At 68.8% G+C, this 19,001-nt stretch carries 17 protein-coding genes and 1 pseudogene; 13 read left to right on the top strand and 5 right to left on the bottom strand.

The annotated features are described in order from the left end of the window. Positions 1–41: 41 nt before the first annotated feature. Both ACWDTS_RS26645 and ACWDTS_RS26640 read right to left on the bottom strand, forming a co-directional pair. Complete coding sequence (locus tag ACWDTS_RS26645) at positions 42–1,436, bottom strand: amidohydrolase family protein (protein WP_450119353.1); 1,395 nt, start codon at positions 1,434–1,436, stop codon at positions 42–44. Then, complete coding sequence (locus ACWDTS_RS26640) at positions 1,433–2,656, bottom strand: CoA transferase (protein ID WP_197251174.1); 1,224 nt, start codon at positions 2,654–2,656, stop codon at positions 1,433–1,435. Before ACWDTS_RS26640 ends, ACWDTS_RS26645 begins: the two co-directional genes overlap by 4 nt. An 87-nt stretch (positions 2,657–2,743) precedes the next feature. On the opposite strand from ACWDTS_RS26640, the gene ACWDTS_RS26635 reads away from it, so the two are divergent. The 5 genes from ACWDTS_RS26635 to ACWDTS_RS26615 all read left to right on the top strand — a co-directional run bounded on the left by ACWDTS_RS26635 (position 2,744) and on the right by ACWDTS_RS26615 (position 7,651). Next, the gene (locus ACWDTS_RS26635; RefSeq protein ID WP_450119352.1) at positions 2,744–3,832 is read left to right on the top strand and encodes an enoyl-CoA hydratase/isomerase family protein; all 1,089 of its coding nucleotides are present in this window, start codon (positions 2,744–2,746) and stop codon (positions 3,830–3,832) included. 189 nt (positions 3,833–4,021) lie between these two features. After that, entirely contained in the window at positions 4,022–4,726 is a 705-nt protein-coding gene (locus ACWDTS_RS26630) for a FadR/GntR family transcriptional regulator (protein ID WP_450111746.1), read from the top strand. A gap of 214 nt (positions 4,727–4,940) precedes the next feature. Then, positions 4,941–6,224, top strand: a complete 1,284-nt coding sequence (locus tag ACWDTS_RS26625; protein WP_450119351.1) for a C4-dicarboxylate ABC transporter substrate-binding protein — start codon at positions 4,941–4,943, stop codon at positions 6,222–6,224. Between the two features lie 28 nt (positions 6,225–6,252). After that, a complete protein-coding gene (locus ACWDTS_RS26620) occupies positions 6,253–7,449 on the top strand; it encodes a cytochrome P450 (RefSeq protein WP_450111666.1) in 1,197 nt (398 codons plus the stop codon). A gap of 1 nt (position 7,450) precedes the next feature. Next, the gene (locus tag ACWDTS_RS26615; RefSeq protein ID WP_068166590.1) at positions 7,451–7,651 is read left to right on the top strand and encodes a ferredoxin; all 201 of its coding nucleotides are present in this window, start codon (positions 7,451–7,453) and stop codon (positions 7,649–7,651) included. Between the two features lie 65 nt (positions 7,652–7,716). On the opposite strand, the gene ACWDTS_RS26610 is transcribed toward ACWDTS_RS26615, so the two are convergent. Then, positions 7,717–8,184 (bottom strand): nuclear transport factor 2 family protein, encoded by a 468-nt coding sequence (locus tag ACWDTS_RS26610; RefSeq protein WP_450111668.1) that lies wholly within the window; start codon positions 8,182–8,184, stop codon positions 7,717–7,719. 116 nt (positions 8,185–8,300) lie between these two features. Here ACWDTS_RS26610 and ACWDTS_RS26605 point away from each other — a divergent pair, with 116 nt between their 5' ends. The 6 genes from ACWDTS_RS26605 (at position 8,301) to dctP (ending at position 13,960) form a co-directional block, all read left to right on the top strand. Then, positions 8,301–9,152, top strand: coding sequence for an SDR family oxidoreductase (locus ACWDTS_RS26605; RefSeq protein ID WP_450111669.1), 852 nt, complete (start codon positions 8,301–8,303; stop codon positions 9,150–9,152). 73 nt (positions 9,153–9,225) lie between these two features. Next, a complete protein-coding gene (locus tag ACWDTS_RS26600; RefSeq protein ID WP_450111670.1) occupies positions 9,226–10,023 on the top strand; it encodes an SDR family NAD(P)-dependent oxidoreductase in 798 nt (265 codons plus the stop codon). Beyond that, positions 10,002–11,156, top strand: a complete 1,155-nt coding sequence (locus ACWDTS_RS26595; protein ID WP_450119350.1) for a thiolase family protein — start codon at positions 10,002–10,004, stop codon at positions 11,154–11,156. The genes ACWDTS_RS26600 and ACWDTS_RS26595 overlap by 22 nt, the downstream gene beginning before the upstream one ends. A 4-nt stretch (positions 11,157–11,160) precedes the next feature. Then, a complete protein-coding gene (locus tag ACWDTS_RS26590; RefSeq protein ID WP_450111672.1) occupies positions 11,161–11,628 on the top strand; it encodes a Zn-ribbon domain-containing OB-fold protein in 468 nt (155 codons plus the stop codon). Then, complete coding sequence (locus tag ACWDTS_RS26585) at positions 11,625–12,641, top strand: LLM class flavin-dependent oxidoreductase (RefSeq protein ID WP_450111673.1); 1,017 nt, start codon at positions 11,625–11,627, stop codon at positions 12,639–12,641. The genes ACWDTS_RS26590 and ACWDTS_RS26585 overlap by 4 nt, the downstream gene beginning before the upstream one ends. Before the next feature lie 50 nt (positions 12,642–12,691). After that, positions 12,692–13,960: a TRAP transporter substrate-binding protein DctP gene (gene dctP / locus ACWDTS_RS26580; RefSeq protein WP_450111674.1), complete on the top strand. Its 1,269-nt coding sequence runs from the start codon at positions 12,692–12,694 to the stop codon at positions 13,958–13,960. A 61-nt stretch (positions 13,961–14,021) separates the two neighbouring features. On the opposite strand, the gene ACWDTS_RS26575 is transcribed toward dctP, so the two are convergent. Next, complete coding sequence (locus tag ACWDTS_RS26575) at positions 14,022–14,936, bottom strand: enoyl-CoA hydratase (protein ID WP_068157592.1); 915 nt, start codon at positions 14,934–14,936, stop codon at positions 14,022–14,024. 26 nt (positions 14,937–14,962) lie between these two features. Next, positions 14,963–16,009 (bottom strand): phosphotransferase family protein, encoded by a 1,047-nt coding sequence (locus ACWDTS_RS26570; protein WP_450119349.1) that lies wholly within the window; start codon positions 16,007–16,009, stop codon positions 14,963–14,965. A gap of 252 nt (positions 16,010–16,261) precedes the next feature. Between ACWDTS_RS26570 and ACWDTS_RS26565 the strand changes: the two genes are divergently transcribed. After that, entirely contained in the window at positions 16,262–17,755 is a 1,494-nt protein-coding gene (locus ACWDTS_RS26565) for an AMP-binding protein (RefSeq protein ID WP_450119348.1), read from the top strand. A 38-nt stretch (positions 17,756–17,793) separates the two neighbouring features. Continuing rightward, positions 17,794–18,977: pseudogene (locus tag ACWDTS_RS26560) on the top strand (thiolase family protein). The last annotated feature ends 24 nt before the right edge of the window (positions 18,978–19,001 follow it).

Below are 19,001 nucleotides of genomic sequence, written 5' to 3'. Positions count from 1 at the left end.
CTTTGTGGCGGCTGGGACCGCCACAAAGGCACACCGGCGCGTCAGCGCACTTCGCCGCGGATCACGGTGGCGCGCACGCGGTCCGCGTGCGGTGACGCCAACACCTCGGTGAGAGAGCGATCGAGCAGCACCAGGTCGGCTTCAGCGCCTACGCGGATCGTGCGGGCCGGGTCACCGGGGTCGTCGAGCGGTGCCAGATAACGGTCGAGCGCCTCGCTCGGGTCGATACGTTCTGCGGGCCCGACGATCTCGCCGGTAGGACAGCGCCGGTCGACGGCGGCGGCGATCACCTCCCACGGGTCGAGCGGGCCGTACGGGGCGTCGCTGGACAACGCCGTCGGGACGTGCCCGTCGATCAGGCTCCGGCACCGATACAGATCCGGCAGGTCGCGTGGCTCGACGTCGCGCAGGTAGTCGTCGCCGCGGTGCGCCAGGAAACCCGGCTGGGTGACGACAGTCAGGCCGCGCCGCCGCAACTCCGCGACCGACTCTGCCGGGATCAACGCGCCGTGCTCGATGCGGTCGCCGGGGCGGGTGCCGGCCTCGTCGAGGGCGACGAGCAGGATGAGCAGGGCCTCGCGGGTGACGCAGTGCGCGGCGATCGCCCGTCCGGCCTCGTGCACGCGGCGGATCGTCGCGACCAGGTCGTCCAGTTCGGGTAGCCCCGAGTCCGCGAGCACGATCTTGTAGGGACCGGGGCTCAGGGAGTATGTGCACCAGGATGATTCGTGGTGGAGCGGTACCCCGAGCATACGCATCCGCTGGGGAACGATCCCGCGGAGGTGGGCGTCGACCAGCGCGTCCAGTGAACTCTCCGACAGGTCCGGGGTGGCGTCGGTGATCCCCGTGATCCCGAATCTTGTCAGGTCGGCGCCGACCGCGTCCAAGGGCGGTGGCGCGGTCGCGGGCAGTCGGTCGCGCAGCCAGTCGTCCGCGCGCCACACCCGGCCGGTGGGCCGCCCCCGTTCGTCGCGTTCCACCCCCGGATGATCCGCATCGTCGAGTCGGGCCAATCCGGCGGCTACCGTGTTCAGCACCCACATCGCGCCGCTGCGGTGCTGGATCCGCACCGGCCGGGTGGCGTGGATCCGGTCCAAGCCCGCCGAGTCCAGCAGTCCCGCCACCGACTCGATGTAGCCGACGCCGCGGATCCAGTCGTCGCCCGGCGCGGCGGCGAGAGCATCGGTGAGGTCGCCGGCCGAGCGCACGTGCGGCGGACCGCACCGCACCGACATTCGTTGTGCGGCAGCGGCGTGCAGGTGCAGGTGGTGGTCGTGCAGGCCGGGAATCAGGGCCCCGCCGCGACCGTCGAGCACCTCGGCAGTACCCGGCACGTCGAGCCCGGGACCGACCGCGACGATCACCCCGGCCCGGATCAGCACGTCGACACCGGGCCGTCCCGCGACCTCGACATCGCGAACCAGCAGCGTGTTCATCGCCGGATCTTCAACTCGGACAGCACCTTGTCGGTGTCGCGCCCCGATTCCGGCGCGAGACCCGACGGTGTGCGCGGTGCCGGTTCGGCGACCGCGACGGCGCCGTTCGTGGTGTCCACCCACCACCGATCTCCGGACCGATATGTCTGCGGTACAACGGATTCGGAGTCGGTGAGCGTGGCGGCGACGACCGCGGACATCGCAACGTCCCACAGGTGCCCGCGATCCCCGTTCGGTGCCGACATCGCGAGCGCCGCCGCGGTCAGTCCGGTCAGGGGATCGGCGATCGCGTCGCCGACGAACACCGGTGTGCCACGGTCGTATCCGACCAGGCCTGCGGACGCGGCGACGTCGTCACCGAAACCGACGCGGTTGCTGCCGCGGCCGTGTGCGGTGATCGACATCCAGGTTCCCCCGTCGGCGACGAATGCGTCCGCGTCGAGGCCGAATCCGGCGAGCGCGCGCGGCCGGGACGCTTCGATCACGATGTCCGCCGCCGCGACCAGGCTGTGCAGCGCGTCGCGTTCGGCGGGCACGTTCGGATCGAGCACCACCGACTCGTGGCCGGCGTGCAGCAACCGGTAGAAGTCGGGATTGCCGCGCCGCGCACCGTCGGGCCGCCACGGTGTCTCCACCTTCACCACGCGGGCGCCGGCCAGCCCCAGCAGATGAGCGCACAGCGGCCCGGCCCACAGCGCACTGAAGTCGACGACGAGCAGACCCTCGACCGATCGCGGCGCGGCCGGCACCGGCGGAACCGCGATCGGCGCGGCGACGGGCCCGGCGGCGACGCCCAGCAGTTCGGCGCGTTCGGCCAGTTCGGCGCCGGTGTGCTCGCGCAACCACCGGCCGACGACCGGCCACGGATCGTCGTCGATCTCGGCGCACACCAGCGCGCCGAGGAGTATCGGATCGTCGGGGCGGGCGCACGAGACAGCCGCCCACCCGTCGGCGGTCGGCAGCAGCCGGCACGATCCGCCCGCAGACACCGCCCCGGACCTGCGGTGACCGGTGAACGCGGCGCGCTCGGAGAGCAATCGGGCGCCGTCGAGCCGGACCGCCCCGGAGGACGCGGCCGCGACGAAGTCGGACAGTTCCCGTGCCCGGGTCGCGGCACGCCCGGGTGGGATCAGCGGGGGACCGTCGAGAAAACCGGTCAGGGCGGCGATTCCGCTCTCGGCCCAGTCCTCGACGGGATCAAGGCTCGGACCGGTCGACACGTGGCCGATGTTACATTGCCCCGGGATGGGGCCGATGGGACCGCCTTCGGGCGGTGACGACCTCGAGGCGGAACGAATGGTGAACGGATGAACGTCGACGCGTCACTGGGCAAGACCGAGGTGCGCACGATCGGGGTGGCGGATCTCGCCGCCGGCGCGGCCCACACACCTCTGCTCACCGGCGGCGGGGTGCTCGACGCACCCGTGCTGGTCGTCGATCTGGACGGTGCGCCCGACGACCTGCTTCCCGTCGCCGCCGACCGTGCCCGCGACTGCGACCGCCTGCTCGTCGGCCGGTTCGGGGGAGGCGACATCGAGGACGCTCCGGAACTGGGCCTGCTGCTCGATGCCCTCGACCTCACCTACGTCGCGGGTCCCGACCCGCGCGAGCGGACGGTGGTGGGGTCCGGCGACCTCGACGACGCGATCGCCGGGTTCGTCGCGGCCGTCACCTGGAACCCCTATGCCGCGCTGACGGCCGGTCAGGTGTTGCGTGCCGCCGAGACGCTTCCGGTGCCCGCCGCGATCGACGTCGAGTCGCTCGGCTATTCGACACTGCAGGGCGGCCCCGAGTTCCACCGGTGGCTCGACGAGCGCGGCCCGCGTCCGCTGCCGCCACCGGCCCCGCAGGAACCGGTGCTGATCGCCCGCGACGACGACACGCTGCACATCACCCTGAACCGTCCCGAACGCCGCAATGCCTACGGCACGCAGTTGCGGGATGCTCTCGTCGAGGCGCTGGGCGTCGCGTTGCTCGACGACAGCATCGGCCGGGTCGTCCTCGACGGTGCCGGACCGTCGTTCTGCGCGGGTGGTGACCTCGACGAATTCGGCCGCACCCCGGACACCGCCGTCGCGCACCTGATCCGCACCCGCGGCGGTGCCGGTCGCCTGGTCGCGCGCCTGCGGGACCTCACCGAGGTACGGGTGCACGGTCACTGCGTCGGCGCGGGCATCGAGATTCCGGCGTTCGCCGGTCACATCGTCGCCGCGCCCGACACGGTGTTCCGGTTGCCCGAGGTCTCGATGGGTCTGATCCCGGGGGCGGGCGGGACCGTGAGCGTGCCGCGGCGGATCGGTCGCTGGCGCGCCCTGCACCTGTTCGTCACCGCCGTCGCGCTCGACGCCGAGCGCGCGTTGTCGTGGGGTCTGATCGACGAGATCGCAGGCGGGTAGTTGCGCTCGCGCGGCCGCCCCGCCCCGAAACGGCGGACAATTTCGAGTGCTCACGGGCCGATTCACTGGTGCCCACCCCATGATTGATGTAAACATAGTCATAGATTTTTGTCGGTTTGTTCGAAGATGGGGGCACACGGGGTGGAGACACGAGTGGGACGAGCGGGGCTCAGGCCCAAGAAGACAGCGATGCTCGTGGCGCAGCGGATCGTCCAGGACATCAATCGTCGCGGCAACAAGATCGGCGACCGGCTGCCGCCGGAACGGATCATGCTCGACGAATACGATGTGGGTCGCGGCACCCTTCGCGAGTCGCTGCGTTTCCTCGAGCTGCAGGGTGTCATCGCTCTCAAACCCGGCCCCGGCGGCGGCCCGATCGTGCAGCAGCCCGACAGCGAGGGACTGGCGACAGCGATCACGTTGTTGCTGCAGTTCGAGAACGCTCCGTTCCGCACGGTGGTCGAGGCACGCACCGCGCTCGAGCCCATGATGGCGAGACTCGCGGCGGAGCGTATCAGCGACGAGCAGCTCGCGACGCTCAAGTACTCCGTGGACCACATGCGCGAGAATCTGCACGACGAGGAGATCTTCGTCGAGATGAGCCGGGTCTTCCACGACACGGTGGCGCAGGGGTCGGGCAACGCGCTGTTCGGGTACCTCATCCATGCGCTCCTCGACATGCTCGACGGCTCCGCGATGGGCATGGAGTACCCGGAGAAACATCGCCGCGCGACGGCCGACATCCACGAGAAGATCTATCTCGCGGTCGCAGAAAGGGATCCGGAAGCAGCCCTGGTTGCGATGGAGGAGCACATCGCGGGCATCTGGCGGTACGAGCAGAAGCACTACCCGGATGTGCTCGAGACTCCGATCGCGTGGGGCAACCGCGCCTGACCCGGTCTTCCACTTCGCGTTACCCGTACGGCGGGGCGACCTGACAGGTCGCCCCGCCGTTCCGTGTTCCGGGCATCGTCCCAGTTCTGTTGTGTTGCGGACCTTTTCCCCGGTCAACTGTTGACAATCTCTTTTATCATGCGCATGATAATCGTGATTTGGATCACGACTCTGTGATGTGCTCCAGGGATTCCCGAGGAACGGAGAGCAGTGCATGTCAACTTCGCGGAACGCGTGGCCGAGGACTGTCGGCGCAGTCGCCGCAATGTGTCTCGCCGGGGCGGTATTGGCAGGATGCGCCGAGTCGTCCTCCGCCACCGGCGCTGAGGGCGGGGACGGGCTCGCCTACGGCGCCACCAAGGAGGACTACGTCGCCGCGTTCGCCGACGTCGAACCGATTGTCCTGCACACACAGTCGCCCGCGCCCAAGGGGTCGCCCACGGGAGTGCCCGTCGAGAAGTACCTCGACACCGTGACCGAATGGTCCGGCGGCAAGATCACCTTCGACGTGGCCTACTCGAATGCGGTGGCGCCGCCGGCCGAGATCGACAATGCGCTGGTCGACGGCCGTCTGGACCTGGGACACATCATTCCGCAGTACGAGCCCGCCGAATATCCTGCCAGCACCGCGCTGACCGACTCGAGCTTCGTGTCCGTCCAGACACCCCTGCACGGGGCGCTGCAGTCCAACGCCTGGGCCAACCAGGTCGCGTTCGAGACGCCCGAGATCCTCGCCGAGTACGAGGACAAAGGTATGAAACTTCTTCTTCCCGAATACAATTCGGGATGCAACGGGCTCTTCTGCGCCAAGGATCGACGCGATCTCGCGGCTCTGCACGGGGCGCAGGTCACGGCATCGGGCCGTTCGATCACCGCCGAGGTGTCGGCGCTCGGCGCGAACCCCGTGTCGATCGCCTACACGGAGCTGTTCGAGGCGCTGCAGCGCGGTATCGCGGACTGCTCCGTCACGTCCTTCACCGTCGGCATGCTCGGCGGCTTCCTCGGCCAGACCCCGCAGGTGGTCATCGACCCCGACGCCGGCGTCGCGGTCGGGTGGGGTGGCATGGCGATGAGCAGTCAGGCATGGGATTCGCTGCCCCTGGTGGCGCAGCAGTTGCTGTGGGACAGCCTCACCGTGTATCTCGAGTCCAACATCGAGGACAAGATCCTGCCCAACACCGCAGAAGGAATGAAAGCCGTACTGGCGGCCGGTGGCTCGGTTCGTCCGTACGCAGACGACGCGCGGGCCGCACTCGACGCGGAGAACACGAAGCTTCTCGATGCACAACGCACCAACCCCGCGTTCGAGGACGGCGACGCGTTCGTCGAGCGCATCGGCAGCGCGACCGCCGAATGGGAGTCGGTCATCGGTGATCTCGGCTACGAGGACGTCTCGTACGACGACTTCGCCGCCTGGTACACGCCGGAGTCCGTCGATCTGAGCGACTACAGCACGAAGGTCTACGAGACGATCTTCCTTCCCCACCGTCCGTCCTGACCGCCACCACGGAACAAGGAGTAAAGCGATGACGCCCCGATCGGGATGTCCCGTCAGTCACACCGACTACACCCGCGAAAGCGAGATCTACGGCCACTACGCGCTTCTCGACCGCGAGCGTGAGGCGGAGCGGTTCCACTTCAACGACACCACCGAACGCGGATTCTGGATGCTCACCCGGTACGAGGACGTACTGGCGGGATTCCAGAACCACACCAACTGGACGACTTCGGTCCGTACCGCGCTGTTCCCCGGTAGCACGGTCGAGCTGCTTCCGCAGGATCTCAACGGTGAGGAGCACCAGAAGTTCCGCCGCATCCTCAATCCGTTCTTCTCACCGGCGGCGGTGCGCCGCATGGAGGATCTTGCTCACTCGCGCTGCGTCGAACTGCTCGAGGAACTCGCGCCGCAGGGTCACTGCAACTTCGTCGCCGAGTTCGCGATCCGTTACCCGACGGATCTGTTCCTGATCCTGATGGGGTTGCCGGTCGAGGACGGCGACTTCTTCCTGCCCTGGACCGAAGAGATGTTCGGATGCATGCTCCAGGGAGACCTGGACGGCGCCGCGGTACCGAAGGCGAAAATCCTCGCGTATTTCCAGGAGGCGGTCGACGAGCGCCGGGCGAATCCGCGTGATCCGGCGGAGGACATGGTCACTCGGCTCGTTCAGGCCGAACTCGACGGCGAACCGCTGTCGAACGACACGATTCTCACCACCTGCCTGTCGATCATGCTCGCCGGTCTCGACACGACACGCTCGGCGCTCGGATACATCTTCGCGCACCTCGCCCGCAACGACGCGGACCGGGCGATGCTCATCGAGGAGCCGGAACGGACCCGCGACGCCGTCGAAGAGTTCATCCGCATGTATCCGCTGGTGATCCAGGCCGGCCGCGAAGTGCAGGAGGCCGACGAATTCCGCGGCCTCGAGATGGCGCCCAAAGACGTGATCTGGCTCGGAATCGGTTCGGCCAACCGCGATCCGCGAAAGTACGAGGACCCGGACCGCTTCGTCCTGGGACGGCCGGGACTGAACCAGCACCTGGCGTTCGGCGCCGGACCGCACCGCTGCCTCGGCATGCACCTGGCCCGGCTCGAACTCGCGGTGGTGCTCGAGGAATGGCACAAGGTGATCCCGCACTACCGGATCAAGGAAGGTGCCGAGCTGATCGAGAGGGGCTCGCAGCTGACCCTCAAGGACCTCGAACTGGAATGGGATGTCTGAGATGACACTGTCTATCGCGCAAGGAAAGTGCATGGGCCACGGCCGCTGTTACGCGGTCGCGCCGGATCTGCTGTCCGACGACGAGCAGGGCTTCGTCGCCGAGGCCGGGCAGGATCTCGATGTCCCGGCGGAGCTGACCGGGCAGGCGCAGGACGCGGCCGGGGCGTGCCCCGAATACGCGATCACCTTCACGCAATCCTGAGTCTCCGGCACAGGCATCGGTGCGGGGGCGGATGTTCGACCGCTCCCGCACCGGCTCTTCCCGATTCAGCGCCGCCAGCCGCGTCCGAGGTCGGTGCCGTGGTGGACGGCGATGCGCAGCGAGTCGAACGCGGCGACACCGGATTCGACGCGGCACACCGCCCCGTAGGTGCCCCAGCCCAGCGCCGAGTCGGTGCCGCGTGCGATGTAGGAGAAGTAGCAGTCCAGTGCGACCCGGCCGTCGCCGGTGGACCGCACGTCGGGCTGGCACAGGAAGTGCCGCTTGTCGGAGTCGTCGGCCGCGCGGGCGGCTCGGAAGAACCCGGCGATCTCGTCGTGTCCGCGGTAGGAGGCGCGGGTCGTGTCGAGGGTGCCGTCGGCGGTGAACAGTCGTGCGAGCTCGTCCGGGTCGGGCTCGTCGAGTGCCGCGGCGTAGCGGTGCATCAGGCCGGATGCGGCGCGTTCGGCCTCCAGGGCGTCGATCCGTGCGCCGAGCGCGGTGATCGTCTCCAGCAGTCGGTCTTCCGGGTTCACGGTTCCTCCATCGCCGGTTCGGTTGTCCTCCGACAAATTGTGACATAGATTATGTTCACAATTATAAGTGATCTGACCCTCGGGGAGTTCCCCGATCGAGGCGAGGAGTAGCGATCATGGGACGGTTCGAAGGCCGCGTCGCGGTGGTGACCGGAGGCGCGAGCGGAATCGGGGAAGCGGTGGTCCGCGCCCTGCACGCCGAAGGTGCATCGGTCGTCGTCGCGGACCTGCAGGACGAACCGGGTCGCGCCCTGTGCGACGAACTCGGCGAGCGAAGCCGATTCGCGCACACCGACGTCACCGTCGAGGACGACGTCGCGGCCGCCGTCGACCGGGCCGTCGCAGACTTCGGCCGACTCGACCTGATGTTCAACAACGCCGGAGTGATGGGCACGCTCGGCCCCATCGACCGCACTCCGCTGGCGGACGCCGACCTGACCCTCGCGGTGAACCTGCGGGGCGTGCTGTGCGGGCTCAAACATGCTGCCCGCGTGATGAAGCCGAACCGATCGGGCGTCATCATCTCGACCTCCAGCCCCGCCGGTCTCCTCGGCGGGGTGGGACCCCACGTGTACAGCGCCGCCAAGTCCGCGGTGATCGGGCTGTCGAAATCCGTTGCCGCGGAACTGAGGCCGTACAACATCCGGGTCAACACCATCGTGCCGGGCGCGGTCGTCTCACCGATGACCGCGACCGTCGTGGCCGGTGACGCCGGCGACCTCGCCGGAGCGAACGCCGCGCTCGGCGCGAGCGCACTCATGGACCGCCCGCTGACCCCGGGAGACGTCGCGGCGGGTGTCCTGTACCTCGCGAGCGACGCCGCGGCCTATGTGACCGGCGTGACGCTGCCGGTCGACGCCGGCATGACCGGAATATCGGGTGCCTCGCCCTACACCACCGGACGGTACGAGCGGCCGATGACGCTGCTCGAAGCCGGACGCATCACCGTCTCGCCCGGCCGGGCGTGACCGACACACCACGTCGGCATCGGCCGACGGTGACACAGCGTCGGCGTCCACCGACGGAGAGGAAGTTCCACGCATGTTGACGGGTAAGAGAATTCTGGTGACCGGTGCCGCGCAGGGCATGGGGCGCGAAATCGCCGTCGAGGCGGCCCGTCAGGGCGCCGAGTTCGTGAGCGTCGCCGACCGCAACGTCGACGGCGCCGCCGACGCGGTCGCGGAGATCGAGGCCCTCGGTGTGCGGGCCCGTGCGATCGGCGTGGACCTCGCCGACAGCGCGCAGGTCGCCGAGATGATCGAGACGGCCGTCGAAGCCGGTGGCGGCCTCGACACGCTCGTCAACAATGCGGGTGTCATGGAGAACGCGTTCACCGAGAACACGACGTTCGAGGAACTCCCCGAGGACGTGTGGGACAAGGTGTACGCCATCAATGTCAAGTCGGTGTGGCTGGCCACCAAGCTCGCCGCACCCCATCTGCGGGCCTCCGGGCGCGGACCGTCGGTGATCAACGCCGCCTCGGTCGCCGGCATGGTCGGCTACGTGAGCACCGCGTACCCGTCGAGCAAGGCCGCGGTCATCCAGCTGACCCGCACCGCCGCGATCGCGCTGTCCCCGGACGTCCGAGTCAACGCATTCGCGCCGGGATCCATCGCCACTCCCATGAGCGAGGCGTACCTCGACGCCGCGCAGAGCCCCGAGATCCGCGAGACCCGGCAGCGTTCGATGGTCGGTGCCCACCTCATCCCGCGTTTCGGGACGAGCAGCGAGATCGCGAAGGTCGTCGCGTTCCTGGCATCCGACGACGCCTCGTTCCTCACCGGCATCGTCGTACCCGTCGACGGCGGGACGACGGCGTGGCGCGGGCTGCGCGCATGACGCCGGCCGCGATCGCAGGCGTCGGCGAGTCCGCTTTCGGACGGTCCCTCGACCGGCCGATCGCGCATCTGGTGACCGACGCGTGCCGGGCCGCCCTCGCCGACGCGGGAATCGCGCCCGCCGACGTCGACGGCATTGTGGCTGCGGCCGCCCATCCCGGTGCCGACGACGTCTGCGCAGCGCTGGGTGTCACGCGCACGTTCACCGGCGCGCCGGGCATCCCGGCAGGCGCCGGGCCGCTCGCTGCAGTCGAGATCGCCCGCTCAGCAGTCGAATCGGGACGGGCGACGACCGTGCTCGTGTACTACGGCTATGCCGGGTCGAAACCCGGTGGACCCTACGGATTCCACGCTCAGGACCCGGTCAAGGCGAGCTACGAGATGCCCTTCGGCTGGTACGGGCAGCCGGTGTACTTCGCGGCGTGGGCGCAACGGTATTGCCACATCTACGGCGTCGATCCCGACGACCTGGGCTCGGTCGCGGTGTCCAACCGGGCGTGGGCGTCGCTGACACCGGGCGCCCAGCGGCCGGCACCGTTGAGTGCTCGGCAGTATCTCGAATCCCCGATGATCGCCGAGCCCCTGCGCGCGGCCGACTGCTGTCTGATCACCGACGGTGCCGGCGCAGTCGTCGTCACCACGGTCGAGCGGGCCCGGGATCTGCCGGGCGCGCCGGTCGTCGTCGCCGGGTCGTCCACCGTCGCGGTGGGTCCCCCGATGACGTCGTTCTTCAGTCAGAACGAGGACCTGTGCTCGTTCGGCTCCGCGGTGTCGGGTCCGCGCGCCTTCGCCGAGGCGGGACTGGGTCCGGCGGACATCGACGTCGCCGAGATCTACGACTGTTTCTCGATCTCCCAGGCCATCCAGTTCGAGGATCTCGGGTTCTGTGGCAAGGGGGAGGCCTTCGCATTCCACGACGCCGGTCACACGCGTCCCGGCGGCCGGTTGCCCGTGAACACTCACGGTGGGCACCTCGCCTACGCGTACATTCCCGGCATCGTCCACGTGATCGAAGCCGTCCGGCAACTGCGCGGCACCCGGGGTGCGGCACAGGTCGAGGGTGCGGCCACCGCCCTGGTCGCGGCGCTCGCCGGCGGCGAGCACTCGACCCTGATCCTGACCGAGGACCGGTGACACCGTGACCGACACACCCACCGAAACGCACGCCGGGGTACCGGACTACGCACCACCCACGGGCCCGGCCGAACTGCAGCCGTTCTGGGACGCGACCGCTCGCGGTGAACTCGCCTTCCCGCGTTGCCCGGACTGTGGACGCTGGCACTGGTATCCGGGTCCGGCGTGCCCGTGCGGCACCGCCTCCGAGCCGCAGTGGCACCCGGTCTCGGGGACCGGTGTGATCCACACCTTCAGCCGCGTCCACCGCGCGTTCCTGCCGTCCGGCTCGCCGGTGCCGTACGTCGTCGCGCTGGTCGACATCGACGACGCGCCCGGTGTCCGGCTCGTCACCAACCTGGTCGGCCCCGGCGCCGACGATCCCGTGATCGGGCAGCCGGTGGTGCTGTCGCCGACCGTCCTGCCCACCCACACCCTGCCGACCTTCACGATCGCGCAGGAGCGGATCACACGAGAAAGCGCACAGACATGAGATTTTCGCTCCGATACGACATGCGTGCCCCCGCGGTCGGGGCACCAGCCCCCGAACTGTATCTCGCAGCGGTGGAACAAGCCGGCTGGGCCGACACGGCCGGATTCGACACGATCTACCTGGCCGAGCATCACGGCGCCGAGGACGGATACTGCGCGTCCCCGATGATTCTCGGCGCCGCGATGCTCGGGCGCACCGAGCGCATCCACGTGCACTTCTCGGCGCTCGTCGCAGTTCTGCACCACCCGTTGCGTCTGGCCGAGGACCTGGCCACTCTCGACCTCGTGGGCGGTGGCGGTCGCGTCGAGATGACGATGGGGATCGGTTACCGGCCCGACGAATTCGCGATGTTCGACGTCCCGATGAAGCGCCGGGTCAGGATCCTCGAGGAGATCGTCGACACCCTCGACAAAGCGTGGACCGGTGAGCCCTTCGAGTTCCGGGGCACGACGGTGCGGGTACGCCCGACGCCGGTGGGACCGGACCGTCCGCCGATCTACATCGGCGGATCGGCGGATGCGTCGGCACTGCGCGCGGCGCGCCTGGGCGACAACTACATGCCGGCCGGATCCGAGAAGGAGCGGCTGTATGCGCTCTACGATGCCGAACGCGAACGGCTCGGTCTTCCGATTCCCCCGCGCCCGGCGTCGGCCGGACCGCTGTTCCTCCACGTCACCGACGATCCGGAGCGGGACTGGCCGGTCCTCGCCCCGCACCTGATGTACACGACGAACGCGAATGCGCAGTGGGCGAAGGAGCGCGGCGTCGGTACGACCGGCTACCCGTTCGTCGAGACCCTCGACGAACTGAAGCGACAGTCGCAGTTCGTCGTCGTCACTCCGGAGCAGTGCGTCGAATTCGCAGTCGAACGCGGTGACGACTCGGAACTGATGTTCCAGCCGCTCATGGGTGGTCTCGCCCCGGAGGTCGGCTGGCGCAGCCTCGAATTGTTCGCGGCGAAGGTCCTGCCCGAGCTGGGACGCAGGGGATTGACGGTGCCCACGGCGAACTGAACCGAGGAACGCCGAAATACGGTCGGGGACGACAACCGGAAGGAACAGCAATGACATCACGGACAACGGCACGGGGTGCGGCGGCGGTGGCCGCCGCGACCGCGGCGGCATTGATCCTCGCCTCGTGCGCGCAGTCCGCGGGCGGTGCACAGTCCGGCGGAGCCGGCGTCGACCACGGCGCGAGCATGGAGGACTACCGGGCTGCGTTCGAGGACGTGGAACCGATCGTGCTGCACGTCCAGTCCCCGGCCGCGAAGGGGGCCTCCGGTGGCCAGCACATCGAGAACTACGCCGGCGCGGTCTCCGAATGGTCGGGCGGCAAAGTCACGTTCGACATCGTGTACTCCAACGGAGTCGCGGCCCCGACGGACGCCGACAATGCGATCGAGGACGGCCGGCTCGACATCGCGCAGGTGATGGCACCGTACGAGCCGAAGGAGTATCCCGCGACCGCGGCGCTGAACACCGCGAGCGTGCTGTCGGACAACAGCGTGATCGTCGGCAGCCTGTCCTCCAACGCCTGGCCGGTCGACGTGGCGTTCGACACCCCGGAGATCGTGGCCGAATTCGAGGACCACGGGCTGAAGATGCTGCTGCCCTCGTTCAACTCCGGTTCGATCGCGCTGATCTGTTCGCAGCAGCGGGCAACCCTGAACGATCTGAAGGGCCAGTCCATCGCATCCGGATCGGCGACGCTCGGCGGTCAGGTGTCCGCGCTCGGCGCGAATCCGGTGTCCATCGGCTACACCGAGTACTTCGAGAGCCTGCAGCGCGGTGTCGCGGCCTGCGCCGCAACGACACTGACGGCCGGAATGATCGCGGGAATCATGGACATCGCACCGAACGCGGTGATCGACGCCGACGCCGGTTTCGCCAACACCTCGGGTGCGCTCGCGATGAGCGCGAGCACCTGGGACGCGCTGCCGCTGGTCGCGCAGCAGCTGCTCTGGGACCGGCTCGACGTGTTCGTCGAGGGCAGCCTGAACAAGATCTGGGAGGGCACGGTCGCCGCATCCGCGACGATTGCCGAGCGTGGCGGCACCGCAGGTGGTTTCGCCGACGACGCGCGGGACGCGCTGCGCGCGCAGAACGAGGTCATCCTCGCCGATCTCGAGGAGAATGCCCCGGGTGGAGCGGAGTTCGTCGAACGTTCCCGGCAGTCCGCCGAGCAGTGGAAGTCGACGGTGACCGGCCTCGGATACGAGAACGCGGTGGACTATGCGGGATTCGCGCAGTGGTATTCGCCGGAGAAGCTGGACGTGACCGCGTTCGTCGACACCCTGTTCGACGAGGTGCTGCTCGACCATCGTCCGTCCTGACCTGTACACGGCGAAACGGGCCGGAAAGCCGATGGCTTTCCGGCCCGTCCCGTGGGTGCGATCAGGGCCGGTGCGGGTCCGCCCGGGTGATCGGGGGAGCGGTCTTCCAGTCGGGCAGGCCCAGTTCGGGAGTGCCCACCACGGTCTTGCCGCCGGACAGGTGCGTCCACTGGGCGTGGTTGAGCTGGTGGATGGTGAAACACGCGTCGAGAGCGGAGGAGAAGCCCATGGCGTCCTGGCTCTGGTTGACCGATTCCTTGACCAGCAGGGCCGCCATCGACGGGACCTGCGCGATACGGCGGGCGAACGCGAGCGTGTTCTCGGTCAGGGTGTCCGCGGGGAAGACCTTGCTGACCATGCCGAGTGCGCGTGCGTCCTCGGCATCGAGGCTGTCGCCGGTCAGCAGCAGCTCCTTCGCCTTGCGCGGACCGAACTCCCAGGGGTGGCCGAAGTACTCGACGCCGCACATGCCCAGGCGGGTGGCGACGACATCGGCGAACTGGGTGCCCTCGGCGGCGACGATCAGATCGCATGCCCAGGTGAGCATGAGCGCGGCGGAGAAGACGTTGCCGTGGACCTCGGCGACGGTGATCTTGCGCAGGTTCCGCCAACGGCGGGTGTTGTCGTAGAAGTAGTGCCACTCCTGGTGGAATCGGGATTCGACCGCGTCCTTGGTGCCGCCGGTGCACGTGTAGGACCAGTGCTGGTCCGGGCCGGGGCCTCGCTCTGCGAGATAGTCGGGGCTGCCGAGGTCGTGGCCGGAGGAGAACACCGGTCCGTTGCCGGCGAGGATCACGACGCGGACGGTGTCGTCGGCCTCGGCACGCGCGAACGCCTCGTCGAGTTCGACGAGCAGGCCCCGGTTCTGGGCATTGCGGTACTTCACGCGGTCGAGGACGATGCGGGCGATGGTGCCCTCGTCGTGGGTCTCGTACTGCAGGTACTTGTATTCGGTGGCGGTGCGGGGATCGGTCATGCGGGTCGAGCCTTTCTGCGGCGGGTTCAGACGGACTGCGTGGAGATCGAGACGAGCGCGAGCGCCTGATCGAGAAGTGATTGGGAGACACCGTGGAAGCGCTGTCCGAGCGCGGCATCCGCTTTGCCGGCGCATGCTCGGGCGTGCGTTCCCTCGAGGATGATCGCGAGCCGGTAGCACGCGAGGACCTGGTACCAGTCGAATCCGGTCATGTCGCGGCCCGAGATGCTGCCGTAGCGTGCGATCAGTTCGTCGCGGCCGGGCAGGCCGTCGATCCGGTGTGCGAGCCCGACCGTGCGGGTCTCGTCGGGGTTCGGCCAGGTCGCCAGCAGGTGACCGAGGTCGAGCAGTGGGTCGCCGACGGTCGCGAGTTCCCAGTCGACGACGGCGGCCACCTCCGCGGTGTCGCGCCGGAACATCACGTTCCCGAAGTGGTAGTCGCCGTGGATGATTCCCTTGGACCATTCGGCCGGCCGGTTCGCATCCAGCCACGCTCCGATTTCCTCCACGCCGTTCAGGTCGGGACCCGACCAGCCGTCGAGGTCGTGGTACGACTCGAGTTGCCTGCGCCACCGGCCCACCTGGCGCTCGATCCACCCGTCGGCGCGGGCAACCTGGTCGGCGCCGAGTCGAACCGGGTCGAGACGTCCGAGAGCGGCGACCGCGTCGACCATCGACAGCCCCATGGCGTGCTGCAGCTGCGGCGACGACACGTGCGGCTCGGGTATCTCGGTGGTGGCGGTGAATCCGTCGACGGATTCCATGACGAAGAAGAAGCATCCCATGACGTCGAGGTCCTCGCACGAGGCGACCAGGCGAGGGTGCGGGACATCGCTGCCGGCGAGGGCGCGCAGGACGTGTGCCTCACGCCGCATCGTCTCGTCGCTGTCGCTGCGCTTGTGCAGCGGCGGCCGCCGGAACACGTAGCTCTGCCCGGCACGGGTGAATCGGACCAGGATGTTCTGGGTTCCGCCGGTCAGGGGGAGCACATCGGTGACCGGCCCGTCGCCCACGTCGTTGTGGTCCAGCCAGGACGTCAGCACGTCGATGTCCACCATGTTCCGATCGTTCATCGGGCTACCTTCTGTCTACGTTCGTCGGCCGGGCGGTGCGCGGCGCAGTGATCCGCGACACTCGCTGACGGCACTGTACACATTGGTGGCAACTATTGTCATGATTTGCTTCACATTGAGTCGCATCGTTGTTACAGTTCGAGGGAAGCGCACGGTGACTCGTCCCCTCGACGATTCGAATCGTGCGCAGGCGTGAGCGCCCTCGCGACCACGCTCTCGAACTGACGCGATCGTTCTTCTCCAGGTGGTGCAATGGGTATCGAAATGGTTCTGGACATGGCGGCCTCGGTCGAGCCCGATCGGATCGCGATCGGCCGCCGCGACTCGGGCACGACCTATCAGCAGCTCGTGGACACGACCGCGCGGGGCGCGACGGTGCTGCGCGAGCACGGCGCCCGCCACGTGGTCTTCGTCGGTGTCAACGGTCCGATCCTGCCCGTCCTCACCTTCTCGGCCGCCCGCGCGGGGATCCCCATCGCACCGCTGAACTACCGCCTCGCGACCGATCAGCTCCGCGACCTCGTCGCGCAGCTCGACCGGCCGCTGATCGTCGCGGACCCCGCCTACCTCGACAAGCTCACCGGCGCGGCCGACACCGTCCTGACCGGCGAGCAGTTCCTCGAAGCCGCAGGCGCGGCAGAACCGGCCGAGTGCGAACCCACCCCCGACGACGCGACCGCCGTCGTGCTGTTCACCTCGGGCACCACCTCCGCACCCAAGGGCGTGCTGCTGCGACATCACCACCTCACGTCGTATCTCTTCAACACCGTCGAATTCGGTTCGGCCACCGCGGAACACGCCACGCTCGTGAGTACGCCGCCGTACCACATCGCCGGAATGGGAGCGGTGCTGAGCAACGTCTACGCGGGCCGCCGAATGGTGTACCTGCCGGACTTCACGCCGCAGTCGTGGCTCGAGCTCGTCCGCACCGAAGGCGTCACCAGCGCGATGGTCGTACCCACCATGCTCGCCCGCGTCGTCGAGCACCTCGACGGTGCCCCCGCCGGCACCCCGGCCCTCGCGTCGCTCGCGTACGGAGGTGCCCGGATGCCGCAGCCCGTCCTCGAGAAGGCGCTCGTGGCGTTCCCCGACACCGGATTCGTCAACGCCTACGGACTGACCGAGACCAGCTCCACCATCGCGGTACTCGGACCCGACGACCACCGCGAGGCGCTCGCCGATCCGGCACTGCGCGGGCGCCTGTCGTCGGTCGGCCGGATCGTGCCCGGGATGGAGGCCCAGATCCGCGACGAGGACGACGTGACCGTGCTCGCCGACGGCGAGACCGGCCTGCTGTGGGTTCGCGGCGCCCAGGTCAGCGGCGAATACATGGGCAAGGGATCCGCCCTCGACGCCGACGGCTGGTTTCCCACCCGCGACCGCGCCCGGATCGAGGACGGATTCCTCTACATCGGGGGCCGCGCCGACGACACCATCATCCGAGGTGGCGAGAACGTCGCACCCGCCGAGATCGAGGACGTCCTGGTCCGCCACGACGACGTGCGCGAGGTCGCGGTGATCGGCCTCCCCGACGACGAGTGGGGCGAACGGATCTGCGCCGTCATCGTGCCCGCCCGCGACGATCACGCCGATCCCGAAGCCGTGCGTGCGTGGTGCCGCGAGCGCCTGCGCGGCTCGCGCACCCCCGACGACGTCGTGTTCGTCGACGAACTCCCCAAGACACCCACGGGCAAGCTCGTGCGTCGCGACCTGGTCTCGAGACTCACGCTGCCCGAGTCTGCCTGAAACCCCACAATTCCGAAGTCTTCCGATCGGAGAACCACATGCGAACAGCCGTGATCGTCGACCTCGTGCGATCCGGATCCGGCCGCGGCAAGGCCGGTGGTGCACTGTCCGGCGTGCACCCGATCGACCTGCTCGCCGATGTGCTCCGGGGACTGATGGCGCGCAACGACTTCGACCCGGCGCTCGTCGACGACGTCGTCGGCGGCTGCGTGAGCCAGGCCTCGGAACAGGCCGGCAACATCACCCGGTCCGCCGCCCTCGCGGCCGGCCTGCCCGAATCCGTGCCCGCCACCACCGTCACCCGCGCCTGCGGTTCGAGCCAGCAGGCCGTGCACTTCGCGGCACAGGGCGTGCAGGCCGGCGCGTACGACATCGTGATCGCGTGCGGCGTCGAATCGATGAGCCGAGTTCCGATGGGAACCGCGCCGATCGGTGCGGACCTGGTCGGCACCGCGCTCGGTGCGCGCTACCCGGAGGGCTGGATCGGTCAAGGACTCGCCGCCGAACTCGTTGCGCAGCACTGGAAGCTCACTCGCGACGATGTCGATGCCTACGCCTACGACTCGCATCGGCGAGCGGCAGCGGCAGCCGCGGACGGGCACTTCGATCGGGAGATCGTGCCCGTTTCCACCCCGAACGGACCGCACGTCACGGACGAGACGGTCCGCCCGTCCACGACGCTCGAGAGCCTCGGCGGTCTGCGCCCGTCCTTCCGCAGTGACGCCGCCGACGCCCGTTTCCCCGGCCTGGACTGGACTGGATGATCACGCCGGGCAACTCGTCGCCGCTCACCGATGCGGCTTCGGCCGCGCTGATCATGTCCGAGGACAAGGCCGTCGAACTCGGGCTCGCGCCCCGTGCACGCTTCGTGGACTTCGCCGTCGCCGGCGACGACCCGTTGATGATGCTCACCGCCCCGATCCCCGCCACCCGCAAGATCCTCGACCGTACCGGGCTGCGGATCGACGAGATCGACGCGTACGAGGTCAACGAGGCGTTCGCGTCGGTCCCGCTCGCGTGGTCCCGTGAATTCGCCGCCGACCCGGGACGGGTCAACCCGGACGGTGGTGCGATCGCGCTCGGGCATGCCATCGGCGCGTCGGGCGTCCGGTTGCTCACCACATTGGTCGGCAGGCTCGAACGCACCGGCGGACGCTACGGCCTGCAGACCATGTGCGAACACGGCGGGATGGCGAATGCGCTTCTCGTCGAACGAATGTGAGTGAGTGCCCTGCACTACTATCCG

This window comes from Rhodococcus sp. NPDC003383 (assembly GCF_053589115.1).
This window is presented reverse-complemented; position numbering and strand designations above follow the sequence as displayed.

Bases quoted from the DNA above. Each gene is read 5' to 3' on its own strand.
- ACWDTS_RS26615 (WP_068166590.1), top strand. From the start codon at position 7,451: ATGACACTGTCTATCGCGCAAGGAAAGTGCATGGGCCACGGCCGCTGT.
- ACWDTS_RS26625 (WP_450119351.1), top strand. From the start codon at position 4,941: ATGTCAACTTCGCGGAACGCGTGGCCGAGGACTGTCGGCGCAGTCGCC.
- ACWDTS_RS26600 (WP_450111670.1), top strand. From the start codon at position 9,226: ATGTTGACGGGTAAGAGAATTCTGGTGACCGGTGCCGCGCAGGGCATG.
- ACWDTS_RS26570 (WP_450119349.1), bottom strand. From the start codon at position 16,009: ATGAACGATCGGAACATGGTGGACATCGACGTGCTGACGTCCTGGCTG.
- ACWDTS_RS26565 (WP_450119348.1), top strand. From the start codon at position 16,262: ATGGGTATCGAAATGGTTCTGGACATGGCGGCCTCGGTCGAGCCCGAT.
- ACWDTS_RS26575 (WP_068157592.1), bottom strand. From the start codon at position 14,936: ATGACCGATCCCCGCACCGCCACCGAATACAAGTACCTGCAGTACGAG.
- ACWDTS_RS26630 (WP_450111746.1), top strand. From the start codon at position 4,022: ATGCTCGTGGCGCAGCGGATCGTCCAGGACATCAATCGTCGCGGCAAC.
- ACWDTS_RS26620 (WP_450111666.1), top strand. From the start codon at position 6,253: ATGACGCCCCGATCGGGATGTCCCGTCAGTCACACCGACTACACCCGC.
- ACWDTS_RS26605 (WP_450111669.1), top strand. From the start codon at position 8,301: ATGGGACGGTTCGAAGGCCGCGTCGCGGTGGTGACCGGAGGCGCGAGC.
- dctP (WP_450111674.1), top strand. From the start codon at position 12,692: ATGACATCACGGACAACGGCACGGGGTGCGGCGGCGGTGGCCGCCGCG.
- ACWDTS_RS26645 (WP_450119353.1), bottom strand. From the start codon at position 1,436: ATGAACACGCTGCTGGTTCGCGATGTCGAGGTCGCGGGACGGCCCGGT.
- ACWDTS_RS26585 (WP_450111673.1), top strand. From the start codon at position 11,625: ATGAGATTTTCGCTCCGATACGACATGCGTGCCCCCGCGGTCGGGGCA.
- ACWDTS_RS26635 (WP_450119352.1), top strand. From the start codon at position 2,744: ATGAACGTCGACGCGTCACTGGGCAAGACCGAGGTGCGCACGATCGGG.